A 15178-nucleotide genomic window follows, 5' to 3' on the forward strand; every position below is an offset into this window, starting at 1 on the left:
GTTCCTCTCGTTTGGTTGCAGACCTAAACCGAGAGCTGACGCCGATGTTCCTTGCGAGACCCGCGACGGCCGTCGTGACCGGACGCATCTAATTGGCGTCGTAGCCGCAAAGCGTCGGCGGGAGCCGCACTCTTCTGGTCGTTGTCGAAATAGACGTAGACGTCGATGCCGTGGGCCGACCACGCACGGATGCGCTTGGCCCAGGCCCCGAGCGTTGTGTCCGGGTAGTTATCCTTGTAGCGGCCGCCGGGCCCGTGCCCACGCACATAGACGAAATCGGCGGTGCGCCGCCATGGCGCCGGTGCATCGTGATGGTCCGACAGGCACAGCGAGATGTTTGCATTCCGCAGCAGGCGCATGACGGCCGGCGTGTACCAGCTCGGGTGACGGAATTCGAAACTGTAGCGTCGGTGGGCCGGCAGCAGTTTCAGAAAGGAGCCGAGACGGTCGGTATCCGCTTCGAATTGCGGCGGCAGTTGAAACAGCACCGGCCCGGCCTTTTCGCCCAGCAGGGACAACCTGCTCTCCAGCAGTTCGAGACTATTGGCCGAGCGGGCGGACAGCCGTTTCCAACGTGTGATGAACTTCGATGCTTTCCAGGCGAAGACGAAGTCCCGTCCGGTCTGGTCGTGCCAGCCCCGCACCGCCGCGTCCGTCGGCGTCCGGTAGAAGACGCCGTTCAGTTCCGTCGTGTCGAACTGACTGGCGTAGTAGGACAGCTGGTGTCGGATCAACAAGCCCAGGGGAAAAAAGGCGCCGCGCCAGGAGCCGTAGTGCCACCCCGATGTGCCGACCAGAACACGCGCCATTCACGCCTCACCGAGCGTCCGATCTCGGAAAGACGCACTCGAATGCCGCTCGTTCCAACAATGATTGGCAGGGAATATCAGGCGGGGGGCGACATGTTCGACGCGAATATCCGCTCGTCAGCGCTGTGCGGCATGCATGACGGGTGCGCTGAGCAGCTCGTTGATGTGCGCGGCCGTCTCGGCCTGCATCGCCTTCTTCAACATCAGATCGCGTTCCGGACCAGAGGGAAGTCGTGCCGCAGCCTGCCGCGCCGCGGCAGCCGCGCGTTGAAGTCTGTCGCCGAACGAGATCGTATGCTTCTGTCGGTTTCTCTTCATCACCATCGCGGATCTCCTGTGTCGACCCCCACAGAAGCTTCCGACGTTGGCGCGTCGCTGTCGCTAACCCACGTTAGTGTGCAGATCACGATCAGCGGAACGATAATCGATCGCAACGCAGTCGAAATTAGTTGTTCGAACGATCCGGATCGTTCCCGGGAATGCTTAGATGGACCTCATGGCCTTGCTTGATCGCCAGCGTTGCTGCCGCTGCCGCGGACTCGAAGGCCGCTTCCTTGGTGGCGTAGTCGCCATGCGCGTTGCCGTCGTGCAGCACGCTCCAGTGATCGCCGACCGCGACGATCGCGTATTGTGCCAGTCCCATGCCGTTCTCCATTTTTTACAAAGATGCTTGAGCTTCCGGACGTTGTGACGCGCCAGACCGCATTTTCGACGCCGTCGGCAATCATGCTCGCCGACGCAAGCGCCCGTTGCCTGCCCGCGGAGAACTTCGGGCATCAGCGTGCGTTCCGATCGCGCTTCCCAAATCGGTGATGCTGCGCCCAACAGATGGGCAGGAGACGCCTGCGTTTTGCGATTGCCTGCGTCCGCTCGCAGCACGATGATCGACGATGGGCCGGAGGTTCTCGCGCAACGTGATGGTCAATCAACGTCTGTTCTCGTTCATCGGCGGAGCCGAGGGAGCTTGGTCGGTGGTGGAGATTCGCGCCTTTCGCGGCGCGCCGCTTGCCACGGTCGACCGGTTGCAGGTGCGGTCCGGCCGGGTTGCGGCGGAGCATGCTGTGTGGTCGCTGAGCGGCGTGACCAGCAACATGCGATATACGACGCGGACCGAGCAGGGCGCGCTCGGCTCTGTGCAGGCCGGCCTCGGACGGACCGAGGCGACCTGCGCGGCGCTGATCCCGATCCGCAAGTCCGGCGCCTGGTGGGATCTGCCGCAGGACGAGCGGCGGGCGATCTTCGAGGACCAGTCACGTCACACTAGCATCGGGCTGCGATATCTGCCGCCGGTCGCGCGGCGGCTGCATCATTGCCGCGATCTCGAAACGCCGGAGCCCTTCGACTTTCTGACCTGGTTCGAGTTCGCGCCCGAGCACGAGCGCGCCTTCGACGATCTCCTCGCCGAACTGCGCGCCACCCGGGAATGGGACTTCGTCGAGCGGGAAGTCGAGATCAGGCTGCGGCGGCAGCCGGCCGGGAGCGACTAGCGCCGCCTGCCTCGGTCATTGGCTCTTGGTGAGCGGGGCCGCGCCGCGCGCGCTGTCACTGCCGGTGTCATTGCGCGGCGCTGCCGGGGCCGGAGCGGCTGGCTGGCTCTGGTTCGGCGCGGCGCCCGTGGTCTGCTGGCTTCTTGTCTGCGGGGCGTTGCCCTCGGCAGCTTGGCGCGGGCCGCGGTCGCCGGCGAAGGACCACAACATCAGCGCAATGGCGCCGATGACCACGACGATCGGAATAAGCAGCGCATAGGGTGTGTTGCTCTGCATGCCCGGCACATGTGAGCCGGCGCCGCTGACGCGCTCCGCCTGGTCATGCGCGGCGAGTGAGTCCCGCGTCCGTTCATCGAGCCTGGCGCGTTCGCCGGGCCGCAGGCGCCCCGACCGTGTCGCCGCATAAGCGAGGATCAGGCCGAGGATGACGATGCCGATTCCCCAGCCCCAGAATGTCGCTGCTCCGCCGTCCATGTCCGCCTCCGCGCTGCTGCGCCCGGCGCGTCCATTGGGCCGAGCCAACGACCAACGGAAGCTGCTCGCATCCGTTCCTGTGCCGCCGGCCTGGGGTCTACCCGGCCGCGCGATAGCCTGTTAAGCACGGGCGCAGAACGGGGCAGGGTCCCCGCGGACAAGCGACGGAGAGGCAGCAGCAATGATTCAGACGGTCGGCATCATCGGGGCGGGCACCATGGGCAACGGTATCGCGCAGGTCTGCGCGGCAGCCGGCGTACCGGTCGTCATGGTCGACATCTCCGAGCAGGCGGTGGCGCGTGGGCTGGCGACGGTGGGCTCCAGTCTCGATCGCCTGGTCAAGAAGGACAAGATGGCCGCCGCCGACAAGGACAAGGCGCTGGCGCTCATCACGGGCACGACCGACAAGGGCAAGCTGTCGAGCTGCGATCTCGTGATCGAAGCTGCGACCGAGAACGAGGAGTTGAAGCTCAAGATCCTGAAGGATCTCTGTGCGGCCCTGAAGCCCGAAGCGCTGATCGCGACCAACACCTCGTCGATCTCCATCACCAAGCTCGCCACGGCCACCGACCGGCCCGACCGCTTCATCGGCATGCACTTCTTCAATCCGGTGCCGATGATGGCGCTGCTCGAACTGATCCGCGGCCTGCAGACTTCGGATGCCACGCATGCGGCGGCCGCCGATTTCACCAAGCGCATCGGCAAGGTCGCGATCACCGCCAAGAACAGCCCGGGCTTTGCTGTGAACCGCATCCTGTGCCCGATGATCAACGAGGCAATCTTCGCGTATTCGGAAGGCATCGCGACGGCCGCCGATATCGACGAAGGCATGAAGCTCGGCTGCAATCATCCGATCGGGCCGCTCGCGCTGGCCGATCTCATCGGTCTCGACACGATGCTGTCGGTGATGGAGGTGTTCTACAACGGCTTCAACGATCCGAAGTATCGTCCGGCGCCGCTGCTGAAGGAGATGGTGGCCGCTGGCCAACTTGGACGGAAGACGGGCAAGGGCTTCTACGACTACAGCAAGTAACAATGACGCATGGGTCGTGCGCGATGGCTGCGGCCATCGCGCCACTCCGTTCTGGCAAAGAGCGTTGACGCCCGGATACACGAAGGGGGCCGGACATCCGGCGCGCCAGATTTCGGCTCGCGACGATCGTTGAAGCGATCGCCTGGGCTGGATAGCTGGATAATGGACAGCTAACGCGATCGGGCTGACGAGGGGTGATTGACGAGAGGTGACTGCCGAGAGTTGATGCCGCGCGTCGAAGGACGGACGGCACAGCGCCGGGTGGGCAAGGGGCCATGCCTCGCTGATGTAGCCCGCTAAGCCGGGCCCGGCGTGCCGTTCGCGATGGGCGCTCTGCGATGGTCCGAAACGATAACCGTCGCGATCAGCGCGCTTGGTACTGAGGTGGAGTCATCGAGCCTCCTTGTCATCGGTTCGTTTTGTCATCGGTTCGTCCGTTGCACTTCGGACATCGCTCCCGCCATCATCGACGGCAGCGAACCAACCGACGCGCATAGCACGGTCCTCCTGCCGGCGGAGCATGTCAAGCTGCATCGTGACACGATGATGAATTCGGCGTTACATCCGCGTCGTTGCTGCCGTGCAACGCTTCCGGAGAATCCCGGATTTCACCCGATGACATTTTACGTGAGACGATTACATGCTGTCGACCGCGAGCCTGCGTGGATCGTTGCTGGCGAGGATGAGCGTCTTCGCTCGAACGGATGATGATCACTGGCGCGGCAAAGGGCCGCGTTGAGCTTCATGTGAAGTTCAGGTTCCGGGAACCAAAGAATTCGTGGTGTTTTGTTTGCCGCGAAGCGAAGCAGGAGAACAGCGATGAAGGCAGTTGGGATCACTCTGGCGACGATGTCGATTCTCGCGTCCGGTCTGCCCGCGCTTGCCGCAGAGCAGGGTACGGCGGGGATGGTGACCAGCATCAATCGTCTGAACGGCACCATTGCGATCAAACGCGTTCAGAATGGAACCGTCGGCGCGAATGCGGCTGGCGCGGCTGAAGAGTTCAAGGTCAAGGAGAGCGCGATGATTGAGAACATCCATGCCGGCGACCGCGTGACGTTCACGACCTCCGACAGCGGAGCGACGAAGACGATCACCAAGCTCGACCGGCAGAAGTAGTTCGCGATTGACGGCGATGACCCGGCTCGGCGTTCCGTGCTGGTGGATGTCGTGGTGTCTCGGGCTCTGGCTTGCGGTCGGAGCCTTCGGCATCGCGGGCGCGGAGACCGACAGTCTCTATCAGGCGCAGACCGTCGTGACCGGGCAGGGCGCGGACAATCGCCAGGTCGGTTTCGCAGCATGCCTGGAAGACGTGCTGATCAAGGTCTCCGGCGCCTTTCAGCTGAGCGGCGATCCGCGGCTTGCTCCGCTGAAGGCGCGCGCGGCTGAGTTCGTGACGCGCTTCAACTATCACGATCAGATGTCGGGCAAGCCCAAGCGCGATGAGCAGGGCACGCGCGACCGGCCATACGATCTCACGGTGATGTTCGACCGCCCGAAGATCGACGATCTGCTAGTTGGCCTCCACGTCAAGCCGTGGCTGGCACGGCGCCCGATGACGGCGGCGATGATCGTGATGACGCCGGGCGGTCGGAGCTATGCCGTCGTCTCGGATGGCCGCCAATCCGATCTGCAGCGCGACGCGCTCTATGCCGCAGCCGGCAAGCGTGGTCTCGACGTCGTTCTGCCGAACTCTAGCGCGGTGGCGAATGTGGGCTTCGACGGCATCGATCTCATTCAGGCCACGCCGGCGGCCCTCACGGCTCACATGCCCGCGGCCGACGTTCAATTGTTCGGCCATCTTACGTGGGACGATGCCGAGCTGGCCTGGTCCACTCAATGGCGCCTCGACTACGCCGGCAAGTCGCACCGGTGGCAATTTCGCGGCGTAACGTTCGACGAGGCGTTCCGCCGCGCGCTCGGCGGCGCCGCGCAGATTCTCTCGGACAACGGATCGCCGTGAGGTTGCCGCGATAGGCTGTAACCATCCCTCCTGCCGCATGCTCGAGCTCGCACAGCCACGATGACGTCCATCTTGGCTGTGGTGGCTCCGGACAACCATCAGGAGGATGCCGTGGTGAAGCTCAGGACATATCTCGTTGCAGCGCTGCTGATCGCCGCGCCGGCCTCCACCGCTCTGGCCGCCGCTCCAGGGCTGCTCCGCACCGCCGCCACGATGCGCGCCGGTCCGGGCCCCGGCTTTCCGGCCGTCGAACGCATTCCGGCCGGCGCGCGCGTCACGGTTCATGGCTGCATCGACGGCGGCGCGTGGTGCGATGTCAGCTCTGCCCGCGAGCGCGGCTGGGTGGCGGCGCGGACGCTGGCCTATCTCTATGGCGAACGCTACGTCTATGTGCCCGACTACGTCGAGGTGGTGCCCGTCGTCCCGTTCACGCTGACGACCTACTGGAGCAGTTTCTACATCGGACGTCCCTGGTTCCACCGGCACGCGTTCTGGCACCGCTACTGGCAGCGGCATCCGCCGGTCGTTGCGCATCATTCACCGCGGCCCGGCATGATTGGCGGAGCGCCCGGCGGCGTTGCTCACGGTGTTGGCGGCGGCGGGATGGCAGGTGGCCCGGCAATGCCCCCGCGCATGGCGACTGGGGCAACACCGGCGCCGGTGGCGGGGCCCGCCGGGCCTCGCATGCCGACAACACCAGCCCCTATGGCCGCAGCTCCTGCCCGGGCTCCTGCGCAAGTCATGCCGGCGCGGACCGTTGGGCTGGTCGGGGTGCCGCAGAGCGCTCGCGCCCAGATGGGCGGAATGCGGGTGACCGCCGGAAGCTCGGCGCCGCTCGGGATGGCCCATTTCGGCGGCGGTCCCGCGATGGGGGGATCGCGCATGGCCGTCGGCTCTCCGCGCGGCGGAGGTGGTCGCGTCGGCGGTTTCCGGCGGCACTGACGCCGGCGCCGCGCGCGGTGTCCGGATTGTGAATGTCGCGCACCGGTAGGGTTGAACGCTAGCGCTGGCGGCAGCGGCCGTGATGACTACATGGGTCGTATTGCCGTTCGATCCATTGTCATCACCCGCCGTGAAGAAACTCGTGCTCGTCTTCCTGCTGCTCATCATCGCCCCCATCTCGATCTCGGCCGCCGCGTATCTGCGCGGCGACCACCGCGGCAGCTGGCAGACCGCGGACCGGTCCAGCGCCGGGCTGTTGCCGCCGCCTTCGCAGCATGCGGATGCGGTCATCCGCGTGTTCGCTGCGCGCACCGTGCGCTGGCGCGGCATCTTCGCGGTCCATAGCTGGATCGTGGTCAAGGAGAAGGGTGCTCAGCGCTACACCCGCTACGACTACACGGCCTGGGGCGAGCCGATCCGCGTGGACGGTTTTGCTCCCGACGGCCGCTGGTTCGGGGCCTTGCCCGAGACCGTGCTGGCCGTCGATGGCGAAGCGGCCGAGCGCGTCATTCCAAAGATCCGCGGCGTGATCGAGAGCTATCGTTTCCGGGCCTATGGCGACTACAATGCCTGGCCGGGACCGAACTCGAATACCTTTGTGCAGGCGGCGCTGAATGCGGTCCCCGAGCTGAACGCAGTGCTGCCGCCGACGGCGATCGGCAAGGACTTTCCTTACGATGGCTGGTGGGGCCGGACGGCCTCCCGAACGGGCGTGTTCGTGTCGCTCGGCGGCTATCTCGGCCTCACCATCGGCTGGATCGAAGGGGTCGAGCTGAACTTCTTCGGCGGGGTGCTCGGGATCGACATGAGGCGGCCGGCGCTGAAGTTTCCGGGGATCGGCCGCGTCGGGATGTCCTTGGTCTGAGCGGAGTGTTTGACTCCAGGCTGGCATGCGGCTTGCTGCACCCGACCTTCAGGCGATCATTGTCGCGAATGCGCCAGAAGCGCCGGAGGAGCAGGTGATGAGTACGCTGTTTGCGATCTGCGCGACCTACGAGGTGGACGACGGCACGGCGCGGGGCTTCATTCTTCAGCGCCGCGAGCCGGACGGCAGCGCCAAGCCCTGGCCCATCCTGGTCACGCGCAAAGGCAACAATTTCTACGGTTTCGAGAATGCCTGTCCGCATCAGGGGGCCCGGCTCGACAAGAGCCCGGGTGAATTCATGGACGAGGAGGGCAATTTCCTCGTCTGCGGCCAGCATGGCGCTCAGTTCGATCTGGATACCGGCCAGTGCTTCATCGGCCCATGCCAGGGCAAGGCCCTCACCACCATCGAGCTGATCATCGATGACGGCGACATCTGCCTGTCAGGCATCGATCTCGACGAGGAGGACGGGCTGGACATCGACGATCCCGAGGACAACGTGCCCGAGGTGCAGATCACCTCGGATTAGCACCGGCGACTCGCCGTCCGGAGGTCAGCGTTTCTTCCGTTCGGCTCGGCTGAAATTGCTGAGATGCCCCTCGCGGGCCGCCTGGGCGCGCGCTGCTCGGATCAGGCCGGGGCTGCGCGCCGGCGGCGCCGGGAGCGAGGGCAGTCGCGTGAGCTTGCGGCCGCCACAACTCGGACAGACCGGCTTCTCGGACATTCCGATCAGCAGCTCGATGTCTTCCGCACAGGTGGCGCAATGAAAACTGTAGAACGGCATGGCGCAATCCCTCCTTGGCCGAGGGAGCATTGCACGAAGCGGGCCAGCGCCGCGAGGGCCGGAGTCGCCAAGAAAGCCGCGTCGGATGCAGCTCGTTTGCATGCGAACGGCTTGTCCGCAGGACTAACCGTGTTCTGAACGCGACGCGGCTCGCGTCGAACATGGGACATCGCTGGCGCCTTGCGCGGGGGCCGGATCCGGACACCCGGAGCCGGCCCGCCGCGACGGGCCGTCACACGCTGGTTCAGCCGTTGGTCTCAGACGTTGGTCTCACACGTTGGTCTTGGGGACGTACTTGCCGGCGACGCACTTGTAACTCTGCAGATGCCACTCGTGATAGGGACCCTTGGACATCCAGTCGGCGATGCCGATCTGCGCATTGACGGCACAGGACGCCATCGTGATGCCGGACATCTCGCTGTTGGTGACGACCTTCTCCATGCAGAGCTGGCCGTTGCAAAGTAGTGCGACGAGAGTGACGAGCACGTTGAAGCTGCCTCCGATGAGTGTGACCCGGTAAGGGTCGGGAAAGCAGAGTTCATGCCAAGTTATGAATCCAGGCCGTGCTGCTACGGAAGGGAGTGGTACGGGTGTTACTTCGCAGCGACAGAAGCGTGACGAGTTGGTTGCCGAGATCACGCAAGATTCAGCATCTTCAGATCGTGCGCTGCTGATGAAGAGGTTGGATCATCGTGGCTGCAGCGTTCGGTCATGTCACTCCGCCGAGGCCTCGTCGTACGACATCAAACAACAGGCAAAACAACAGGCAGCTTCTGTGCAGTCCCGCGGCGCCTGAACGAGATGTTCCATGCTCCAATACCTTTCGTCGTGAGTGAACTCCGAATGTGCTGGGCGTGAACGTCAACTCCACCGAGTGTCACGGGCTCGTGACGGTGCAGGCCCGCGCCGGTCTTGCGCGAGCGGCAGGCAGTTCCGTAGGAAGACGGAGCATTTCTGGGGGATATGATGACAATCGACGTCACGCGCCGCATGTTGCTCGAGCTCGCCGGCGCTTCATCGCTGACGATGGCAGCTATCAGCGCCGCTCGCGCCGAAGGCGGCGACGGAGCAGCGGCCGGCCCGACCTTCGCGAGCCGAACGCCGATCCGGATCGGCATGGTCACGCTTCGCGTCAACGATCCCGACAAGGTGGCGGCGTTTTACCGCGACGTGATCGGTCTCACCGTCCTCCAACGCAGCGAGGCTGCGGTCCGTCTCGGGGCTGGCGGAGTGGCCCTGATCGAGCTCGAGCCAAAGTCCGAGGCCGCGCGCGAGCCGCAGCGGTCGGCCGGCCTGTTTCACACCGCCTTCCTGATGCCGACGCGCAAGGATCTCGCGCGGTGGCTGGTGCATGTCGCGCGCAATCGCACGCCGTTGACCGGCTTTGCCGACCACAATGTCAGCGAGGCCGTGTATCTCGACGATCCCGAGGGCAACGGCGTCGAGGTCTATGCCGACCGTGCGCCGGAGCTCTGGCAATGGCGCGATGGCTCCGTTCGAATGGGCACCGAGCAGCTCGACGTCGACGATCTCGTCAGTTTAACCGATACCCGCACCAGCAACTACGCCGCGGCCCCGGACGGCTTGCGCATCGGTCATGTGCATCTGAAAGTCGGGGATCTCAGTCAGGCGAGCGAGTTCTACACCGGGTTGATCGGCCTCAATCCCACCCGCAGCATCGATCGCGCCGCCTTCCTCTCGTCGGGGCGCTATCATCACCACATCGGCGCCAATACCTGGCGCAGCGCGGGTGCCGGCCGTCGCGACGACCGGACGACGGGCTTGTCGTGGTTCTCGTTCGAGGTGCGCGGCGAAGCGTTGCTGGCGGCGCAGGAAGAACGGTTGCGCAAGGCGGGGGCTGCCCTCACGACGTCATCCGATGGACTCGAGACGGCTGATCCCTGGGGCACCAGGGTCAAGCTGATTCGGATCTAGGCAGCTCAGGATTCGTTGAGGCCGGCACCGCGATCGGTCAAGACCTTCTGGCCTTTCGACGTCAGCTCGAAGACGTCACCATCCTTGGTGACGTATCCTTCGCGAATCAGGCCGTCGAGTTCGTCCTGTCGATCAGGTGAGAAGGCGATCGCCTGGCCGATATCTGAGAGCGTCGCGATCTGGTCGTCCGTCAACATGGCCATTCTCCCGTTGTCCATGCGAACGCCGCGGCGGTTCGAATGTTCCGGGACTTGGCCTAGGCCTTGCGGACGAACTCCGACTTCAGATTCATCTGGCCGATGCCGTCGATCTTGCACGCGATGTTGTGGCCGTCGGTCGCGTCCTGCAGGCGGATGTTGCGCACCTTGGTGCCGCCTTTCACGACCGAGGACGAGCCTTTGACCTTGAGGTCCTTGATGACGATGACGCTGTCGCCGTCGGCCAGAACGTTGCCATTGGCGTCGCGGATGCTCGTATCGTCCGCCGCGGCAGTGGCCGCTTCGCCGCTCCATTCGTGACCGCACTCCGGACACACCCACAGCGCACCGTCCTGATAGGCGTGCTCGGAACGGCATTGCGGGCAGGTCATCGCGTCGGTCATCTCGTCCTCGGGACTGCTGGAATTGGGTGCAGCGTTAGAGGCTCGGATGGAACCCGGCAAGGGAAATCCGGGAGGCGGGGCGCGCGCAGCGAAGCAGGCCGCGCGCAACCATTGTCGATCAGGGCGGGCTTCACGCCGCCTTCTTCTCGGGCACCTTGGTCTGCTCGGTCTCGGCCGCCTCGATGGCGCGCAGATAGGTGTCGAGCAGCGTCTCGTGCTCGTCGCGCTCGTCCTGGTCCTGCTTTCTGAGCTTGATGATCTCCTTCAGGATCTTGACGTCGAAGCCCTCACCCTTGGCCTCGGCGAACACTTCCTTCTTCTGCTCGTTCAGCTCCGCCAATTCGGTATCGAGGTGCTCGATCCGCTCGATGAAGGACCGCAGCCGCGCGCCGGGAACGCCGATCTCTGACATGGTGACTCCTGTACTAATGGGAGCCTGAAAATGCGCGGCACTTCGTTGCCAATGTGTTAACGTGCGCGCTTTGCCCACACCTGCACAGCCGACGTGCTTAACGCCGATACGACCGGGCTGCCGATGTTGCCGGGCGCGTGTCATCCTGGCTCCGCAGCGAGCTTCTGGAACTGCTTCTTCATCGCATTGACCTTGCTGAGATAGAGCGCAACGGAATGATCGCCGCAGCGCTCGCCATCCTCCGGCTTGAAGCCGCGGCGCACGAAGCCGGCCGCGGGCCCGGCGCCGCAGAGATGGATCAAGGCCGCGAGATCCTGCTTCTGCTGCGCGCTTGCCTTGGCGGCAGGCTGACGTGCCAGCACGGCTGCGACCTGGCGGTCGAGCGAGATCACGGTCAGCGCCACCGCATGCGCCGGCCAGGCGCGGACATAGAGGCTCGGCGAGCCGCAGCCGTCGCCGACCACCTCGTGATCCCGGATGCAGAACCGCGCCGCGTCGGCGAAGGTGCCGTCGGTCATCTGGAACAGGCCCACGGCGCTGGAAGCCGGTTGGTACAGCGCGAACGGATTCCAGGCGAAGCGCCAGCGCCAATAGGTGCGCGCGACCGGATTGCCCGAGCTCTCGGTCTGCGCAAGCGCCGCGAGCAGCTCCGGCGTGATCGTGCGCGTCGCGTGGTCGCGGAACAGCGCGCCATATTGCCGCCAGGTCTCGTCCGGCGCCTTGTCGAGCGAATGCCCGGTCACGGCGAACAGCTCGGTCGGCTTGCGCACGACGTGATAGGTCAGATTGACGAGTGCGAAGGCTCCGAGGGCCGCGACCGCGCCGGCCGCGACCTTCAGCCATCGCGGCGTCGCGCCCGCCAGCCGCAGCATCCACCGCCCGCCGCGCTGCGCGATTTGTCTGGCATTGCGCCGCCACGCGCGCCAGCGAGACGTACGGCGCGGCTTACGCACTTTTTGTTGCGGTGGAGGAGGGCTGTTCGGCAACTGATTACCTCGGGGCTCCCGTGTGGCGGGTCATGGTTAAGGAAGAATTTGTGCAATTGCTCCATTCTGCCACTTTGTGGTGTGGGGAATTGCGTGATGAAGAAGTCGGTCAGTACGCTTTTGATGGTGCTGTTGTCGGTGCTCGCGGCGGGCATCCTGGTGTCGACGGCGATCCTGATGAGCGGCGCGGCCGGCCGCTATCGCGAGAGTGTCGCGACGGAGCAGCTGACCGCGGCCGACAAGGCGATCTTCCAGAACGTCCTGGTCATGCGCGCCCATCGCGGCGACATCCAGAGCGTCCTGCTGAGCGAGGAGGATCCCCGCGCCAAGCTGACCGAATACCAGGGCATCGAGGCCAAGGGCTATGACGGCATCGTCACAGCGCTCGCCGGCGTCGACATGCCCGAGCGCGACGACCTCACGGCCCGGCTGAAATCGAGCTGGGAGGCCACCGTGCCGCAGTTCAAGCTGCTGTTCGACGAGGCGGCCAAGCCCAAGGCCGAGCGCGTGCTGGCGCGCACGCAAGCCTGGTACGACGCGATGACCAAGACGCTCGACGCCGCCAACGCCGCCTCGCTTGCCGTGTCCAACCGCGCCTGGATGACCGATCCGGCGATCGCCAAGATGGTGCAGGCGCGGCGGCTGGCCTGGCAGGTGCGCGACCGCTATGGCCTGCAATGTTCGGCCTTGCGGCCCAACATCAACGCCTCCAAGCCGCTCGAGGAGGCGCAGAAGGCCTCGGTCGCGCAGTGGCGCGGCACCATCGGCGCCGGCTGGTCCGGGCTCGACGACCTCCTGGCCGGCGCCGGCAGCGCCGAGCTCGCCGCCGTCGTGAAAACATCGCGCGGCGAGGTCGAGGCGGCGCATCAGCGCATGGACCAGCTCGTCAAGGGCTTTGACGGCAGCGGCAAGCCGGCAATGCCCGCGCCGGAGTGGAACGCATTCTGCCAGGGCCCGTTCGCCGGCATCATCGCCGTCGGCATCAAGGCGCTCGACGCCTCGATCGCGCGCGCCGAGGCGATCAGGACGGCGGCGCTGACCAGCCTCATGCTGCAGTCGATCGCCTTCGTCACCGCGCTCCTCGTCGCGGGCGCCGCGCTGCGCGCCGTCCGCGTGCGCCTGGTGCGCCCGGTGGCGGCGCTGATGCAGGCCATCCACCGCATCGGCCAGCGCGACTACCAGACGCCAGTGCCGCAATTCGCCCATGCCGACGAGTTCGGCGCCATGGCCGCAGCCCTCGAGGGCCTGCGCGAGAGCGCCGCCACCGCCGACCAGCTGTCGCGCGAGCGCGAGCTCGACCAGGGCAAGCGGCTGGAGCGCTCGCAGGCGATCGACAGCGCCTGCCGCAGCTTCGACGACACCGTGCAGGCGGTGATCGTCAGCATGAGCAACTCCACCGGCCAGCTCGATCACAGCGCCTCCGACGTGCGCAAGCTCGTCGACGACTCCACCGAGCAGACCGCAGCGGTGGCCAGCGCCGCGGAGACCGCGACCACCAATCTCGAGACCATCGCCGCCGCCACCGAAGAGCTGACCGCCTCCGTCTCGGAGATCGCGGCCCAGGTGCAGGCCTCCGCGGCGGAAGCGCGCCAGGCCGTCGAGCGCGCGGCGCAGACCAACGCCACCGTCGAGATGCTCGACCGCGCCGCCAACCGCATCGGCGAGGTGGTCAAGATGATCACCGCGATCGCCAGCCAGACCAACCTGCTGGCGCTCAACGCCACCATCGAGGCGGCGCGCGCCGGCGAGGCCGGCCGCGGCTTCGCGGTGGTCGCCGGCGAGGTCAAGAACCTCGCGTCGCAGACCGCGAGCGCGACCGACGACATCACCCGCCAGATCGCCGAGATCCAGGCCGCCACCGGCGAATCGGTCGAGGCGATCCGCGCCATCAGCCACAACATCTCGGGGATCGACGAGAAGATGACGGCGATCGCGGCCGCGGTCGAGGAGCAGCGCGCCGCCACCACCGAGATCTCGCGCAACTTCCAGCAGGCCGCCCAGGGCACCCGCGCCGTCACCGACACGATCGGCGCGGTCGCCGCCCTCAACCGCCAGACCGGCAATGCCGGCGCGGCGATGGTCGAGTCCGTGCGCAAGATGTCGGGTGATGCCGATCGCTTCCGTGTCGCGGTGGAAGGCTTCCTCGGCACGGTGCGCCGCGCGTAAACCGCAGCGCCGCGCAACAGACGCAGCATCACGTTGTCAAACAGCGACGTGGTCGCCCGAGCGCGGAAGGGGTGCGCGGGCGCGATCCCGCGGCGCGATGCGCCCGAGTGCTGCCGGTCGTTGGCCCTCGATCAATTGAGAGGGCGCGGGGAATGCCGGGCGCTGGCCGCACCCATGGCCCGCCTGCAACAAGGAAAGCAGGCGGCAGTCACCACAGGTTCAGCCGAGTCATCCCGGCATTCCCCGCGCGATGGTTTTCACGCTTATGGCGCGATCTCCCCGGGGACCGGCTTGTTGACCCCGTCGCCAGCGGATCATCACCACCGGCTTGGCCTCGGCACCGGGAGGCCAGAACCACGCGTCTTCACGTCCGCAAACGGCTGTTCGTCGGCAGGCATCACACCCGCTGCAGCACGCTTACGGCCACCGCATCACCGGCCCCACGTCTCGTGACGATCGCGAAGCGCCCCTCTCGCGGACCGGGATGGCGAGAGATAATCATGACTTCCGAAAAATGGCAAGAAAATTATTTTTGTCGGAAGCGGACCGGCAGGCCGGCCAATGAGGCACGGCCTTTCCCCGCGTCATTGCGAGCGCAGCGAAGCAATCCAGGGTCCCGCCCACCATCCTGGATTGCTTCGCTGCGCGTAACTACCCAGGTCGCCGCTCTGTCAAGCAAGGCGGATTGTATGGATGAGCTGTGTTGGGCATAGGGTCAATG

The 15178-nt window shown here is 65.7% G+C and carries 19 protein-coding genes; 9 read left to right on the top strand and 10 right to left on the bottom strand.

Annotated features, from left to right (window positions below; translation table 11 throughout):
• Positions 1-23: 23 nt before the first annotated feature.
• The 3 genes from ACQR1L_RS29000 to ACQR1L_RS29010 form a co-directional block, all read right to left on the bottom strand.
• Positions 24-809 carry a DUF72 domain-containing protein gene (locus ACQR1L_RS29000; RefSeq protein ID WP_434861334.1) on the bottom strand — a complete coding sequence of 262 codons (786 nt, stop codon included), beginning with the start codon at positions 807-809 and terminating at the stop codon, positions 24-26.
• A gap of 117 nt (positions 810-926) precedes the next feature.
• Positions 927-1133 carry a hypothetical protein gene (locus ACQR1L_RS29005; protein WP_434861335.1) on the bottom strand — a complete coding sequence of 69 codons (207 nt, stop codon included), beginning with the start codon at positions 1131-1133 and terminating at the stop codon, positions 927-929.
• Between the two features lie 121 nt (positions 1134-1254).
• The gene (locus ACQR1L_RS29010; RefSeq protein ID WP_434861336.1) at positions 1255-1452 is read right to left on the bottom strand and encodes a hypothetical protein; all 198 of its coding nucleotides are present in this window, start codon (positions 1450-1452) and stop codon (positions 1255-1257) included.
• A gap of 247 nt (positions 1453-1699) precedes the next feature.
• Between ACQR1L_RS29010 and ACQR1L_RS29015 the strand changes: the two genes are divergently transcribed.
• A complete protein-coding gene (locus ACQR1L_RS29015) occupies positions 1700-2296 on the top strand; it encodes a chlorite dismutase family protein (RefSeq protein ID WP_434861337.1) in 597 nt (198 codons plus the stop codon).
• Positions 2297-2311: 15 nt separating this feature from the next.
• On the opposite strand, the gene ACQR1L_RS29020 is transcribed toward ACQR1L_RS29015, so the two are convergent.
• The gene (locus tag ACQR1L_RS29020) at positions 2312-2770 is read right to left on the bottom strand and encodes a hypothetical protein (protein ID WP_434861338.1); all 459 of its coding nucleotides are present in this window, start codon (positions 2768-2770) and stop codon (positions 2312-2314) included.
• A gap of 181 nt (positions 2771-2951) precedes the next feature.
• Between ACQR1L_RS29020 and ACQR1L_RS29025 the strand changes: the two genes are divergently transcribed.
• The 6 genes from ACQR1L_RS29025 to ACQR1L_RS29050 all read left to right on the top strand — a co-directional run bounded on the left by ACQR1L_RS29025 (position 2952) and on the right by ACQR1L_RS29050 (position 8102).
• Positions 2952-3803, top strand: a complete 852-nt coding sequence (locus ACQR1L_RS29025) for a 3-hydroxybutyryl-CoA dehydrogenase (RefSeq protein ID WP_434861339.1) — start codon at positions 2952-2954, stop codon at positions 3801-3803.
• An 819-nt stretch (positions 3804-4622) separates the two neighbouring features.
• On the top strand, positions 4623-4922 hold the full coding sequence (locus ACQR1L_RS29030; protein ID WP_434861340.1) for a copper-binding protein: 300 nt from the start codon (positions 4623-4625) through the stop codon (positions 4920-4922).
• A gap of 16 nt (positions 4923-4938) precedes the next feature.
• Positions 4939-5766 carry a DUF2066 domain-containing protein gene (locus tag ACQR1L_RS29035; RefSeq protein WP_434861355.1) on the top strand — a complete coding sequence of 276 codons (828 nt, stop codon included), beginning with the start codon at positions 4939-4941 and terminating at the stop codon, positions 5764-5766.
• A 60-nt stretch (positions 5767-5826) separates the two neighbouring features.
• Positions 5827-6708, top strand: coding sequence for an SH3 domain-containing protein (locus ACQR1L_RS29040; RefSeq protein WP_434861341.1), 882 nt, complete (start codon positions 5827-5829; stop codon positions 6706-6708).
• A gap of 142 nt (positions 6709-6850) precedes the next feature.
• A complete protein-coding gene (locus tag ACQR1L_RS29045) occupies positions 6851-7573 on the top strand; it encodes a DUF3750 domain-containing protein (protein WP_434861356.1) in 723 nt (240 codons plus the stop codon).
• A 97-nt stretch (positions 7574-7670) separates the two neighbouring features.
• Positions 7671-8102, top strand: a complete 432-nt coding sequence (locus ACQR1L_RS29050; RefSeq protein ID WP_434861342.1) for a Rieske (2Fe-2S) protein — start codon at positions 7671-7673, stop codon at positions 8100-8102.
• Positions 8103-8126: 24 nt separating this feature from the next.
• Here the strand turns inward: ACQR1L_RS29050 and ACQR1L_RS29055 are convergent, their stop codons facing one another.
• Positions 8127-8357, bottom strand: a complete 231-nt coding sequence (locus tag ACQR1L_RS29055; RefSeq protein WP_434861343.1) for an FmdB family zinc ribbon protein — start codon at positions 8355-8357, stop codon at positions 8127-8129.
• Positions 8358-8627: 270 nt separating this feature from the next.
• Positions 8628-8843: a hypothetical protein gene (locus ACQR1L_RS29060; protein WP_434861344.1), complete on the bottom strand. Its 216-nt coding sequence runs from the start codon at positions 8841-8843 to the stop codon at positions 8628-8630.
• A 480-nt stretch (positions 8844-9323) separates the two neighbouring features.
• On the opposite strand from ACQR1L_RS29060, the gene ACQR1L_RS29065 reads away from it, so the two are divergent.
• Positions 9324-10292 (top strand): VOC family protein, encoded by a 969-nt coding sequence (locus tag ACQR1L_RS29065; RefSeq protein WP_434861345.1) that lies wholly within the window; start codon positions 9324-9326, stop codon positions 10290-10292.
• Positions 10293-10297: 5 nt separating this feature from the next.
• Here ACQR1L_RS29065 and ACQR1L_RS29070 read toward each other — a convergent pair whose 3' ends face one another.
• The 4 genes from ACQR1L_RS29070 to ACQR1L_RS29085 all read right to left on the bottom strand — a co-directional run bounded on the left by ACQR1L_RS29070 (position 10298) and on the right by ACQR1L_RS29085 (position 12177).
• Positions 10298-10489 (bottom strand): hypothetical protein, encoded by a 192-nt coding sequence (locus tag ACQR1L_RS29070; protein ID WP_434861346.1) that lies wholly within the window; start codon positions 10487-10489, stop codon positions 10298-10300.
• 59 nt (positions 10490-10548) lie between these two features.
• Positions 10549-10893 (bottom strand): zinc ribbon domain-containing protein YjdM, encoded by a 345-nt coding sequence (locus ACQR1L_RS29075; protein ID WP_434861347.1) that lies wholly within the window; start codon positions 10891-10893, stop codon positions 10549-10551.
• A 130-nt stretch (positions 10894-11023) separates the two neighbouring features.
• Positions 11024-11305 (bottom strand): DUF2312 domain-containing protein, encoded by a 282-nt coding sequence (locus tag ACQR1L_RS29080; RefSeq protein WP_434861348.1) that lies wholly within the window; start codon positions 11303-11305, stop codon positions 11024-11026.
• Between the two features lie 140 nt (positions 11306-11445).
• Positions 11446-12177, bottom strand: a complete 732-nt coding sequence (locus ACQR1L_RS29085) for a transglycosylase SLT domain-containing protein (RefSeq protein ID WP_434861349.1) — start codon at positions 12175-12177, stop codon at positions 11446-11448.
• 210 nt (positions 12178-12387) lie between these two features.
• Here ACQR1L_RS29085 and ACQR1L_RS29090 point away from each other — a divergent pair, with 210 nt between their 5' ends.
• Positions 12388-14457 (top strand): methyl-accepting chemotaxis protein, encoded by a 2070-nt coding sequence (locus ACQR1L_RS29090; protein ID WP_434861350.1) that lies wholly within the window; start codon positions 12388-12390, stop codon positions 14455-14457.
• The last annotated feature ends 721 nt before the right edge of the window (positions 14458-15178 follow it).

The sequence above is a fragment of the Bradyrhizobium sp. HKCCYLR20261 genome (assembly GCF_051168435.1).
Lineage (GTDB): Bacteria > Pseudomonadota > Alphaproteobacteria > Rhizobiales > Xanthobacteraceae > Bradyrhizobium.

What these genes read in the sequence shown, in the direction of transcription:
- ACQR1L_RS29000 (WP_434861334.1), bottom strand. Translation starts at nt 809, where the DNA reads ATGGCGCGTGTTCTGGTCGGCACATCGGGGTGGCACTACGGCTCCTGG.
- ACQR1L_RS29005 (WP_434861335.1), bottom strand. Translation starts at nt 1,133, where the DNA reads ATGGTGATGAAGAGAAACCGACAGAAGCATACGATCTCGTTCGGCGAC.
- ACQR1L_RS29010 (WP_434861336.1), bottom strand. Translation starts at nt 1,452, where the DNA reads ATGGGACTGGCACAATACGCGATCGTCGCGGTCGGCGATCACTGGAGC.
- ACQR1L_RS29015 (WP_434861337.1), top strand. Translation starts at nt 1,700, where the DNA reads ATGGGCCGGAGGTTCTCGCGCAACGTGATGGTCAATCAACGTCTGTTC.
- ACQR1L_RS29020 (WP_434861338.1), bottom strand. Translation starts at nt 2,770, where the DNA reads ATGGACGGCGGAGCAGCGACATTCTGGGGCTGGGGAATCGGCATCGTC.
- ACQR1L_RS29025 (WP_434861339.1), top strand. Translation starts at nt 2,952, where the DNA reads ATGATTCAGACGGTCGGCATCATCGGGGCGGGCACCATGGGCAACGGT.
- ACQR1L_RS29030 (WP_434861340.1), top strand. Translation starts at nt 4,623, where the DNA reads ATGAAGGCAGTTGGGATCACTCTGGCGACGATGTCGATTCTCGCGTCC.
- ACQR1L_RS29035 (WP_434861355.1), top strand. Translation starts at nt 4,939, where the DNA reads ATGACCCGGCTCGGCGTTCCGTGCTGGTGGATGTCGTGGTGTCTCGGG.
- ACQR1L_RS29040 (WP_434861341.1), top strand. Translation starts at nt 5,827, where the DNA reads ATGACGTCCATCTTGGCTGTGGTGGCTCCGGACAACCATCAGGAGGAT.
- ACQR1L_RS29050 (WP_434861342.1), top strand. Translation starts at nt 7,671, where the DNA reads ATGAGTACGCTGTTTGCGATCTGCGCGACCTACGAGGTGGACGACGGC.
- ACQR1L_RS29055 (WP_434861343.1), bottom strand. Translation starts at nt 8,357, where the DNA reads ATGCCGTTCTACAGTTTTCATTGCGCCACCTGTGCGGAAGACATCGAG.
- ACQR1L_RS29065 (WP_434861345.1), top strand. Translation starts at nt 9,324, where the DNA reads ATGACAATCGACGTCACGCGCCGCATGTTGCTCGAGCTCGCCGGCGCT.
- ACQR1L_RS29070 (WP_434861346.1), bottom strand. Translation starts at nt 10,489, where the DNA reads ATGTTGACGGACGACCAGATCGCGACGCTCTCAGATATCGGCCAGGCG.
- ACQR1L_RS29075 (WP_434861347.1), bottom strand. Translation starts at nt 10,893, where the DNA reads ATGACCGACGCGATGACCTGCCCGCAATGCCGTTCCGAGCACGCCTAT.
- ACQR1L_RS29080 (WP_434861348.1), bottom strand. Translation starts at nt 11,305, where the DNA reads ATGTCAGAGATCGGCGTTCCCGGCGCGCGGCTGCGGTCCTTCATCGAG.
- ACQR1L_RS29085 (WP_434861349.1), bottom strand. Translation starts at nt 12,177, where the DNA reads ATGCTGCGGCTGGCGGGCGCGACGCCGCGATGGCTGAAGGTCGCGGCC.
- ACQR1L_RS29090 (WP_434861350.1), top strand. Translation starts at nt 12,388, where the DNA reads ATGAAGAAGTCGGTCAGTACGCTTTTGATGGTGCTGTTGTCGGTGCTC.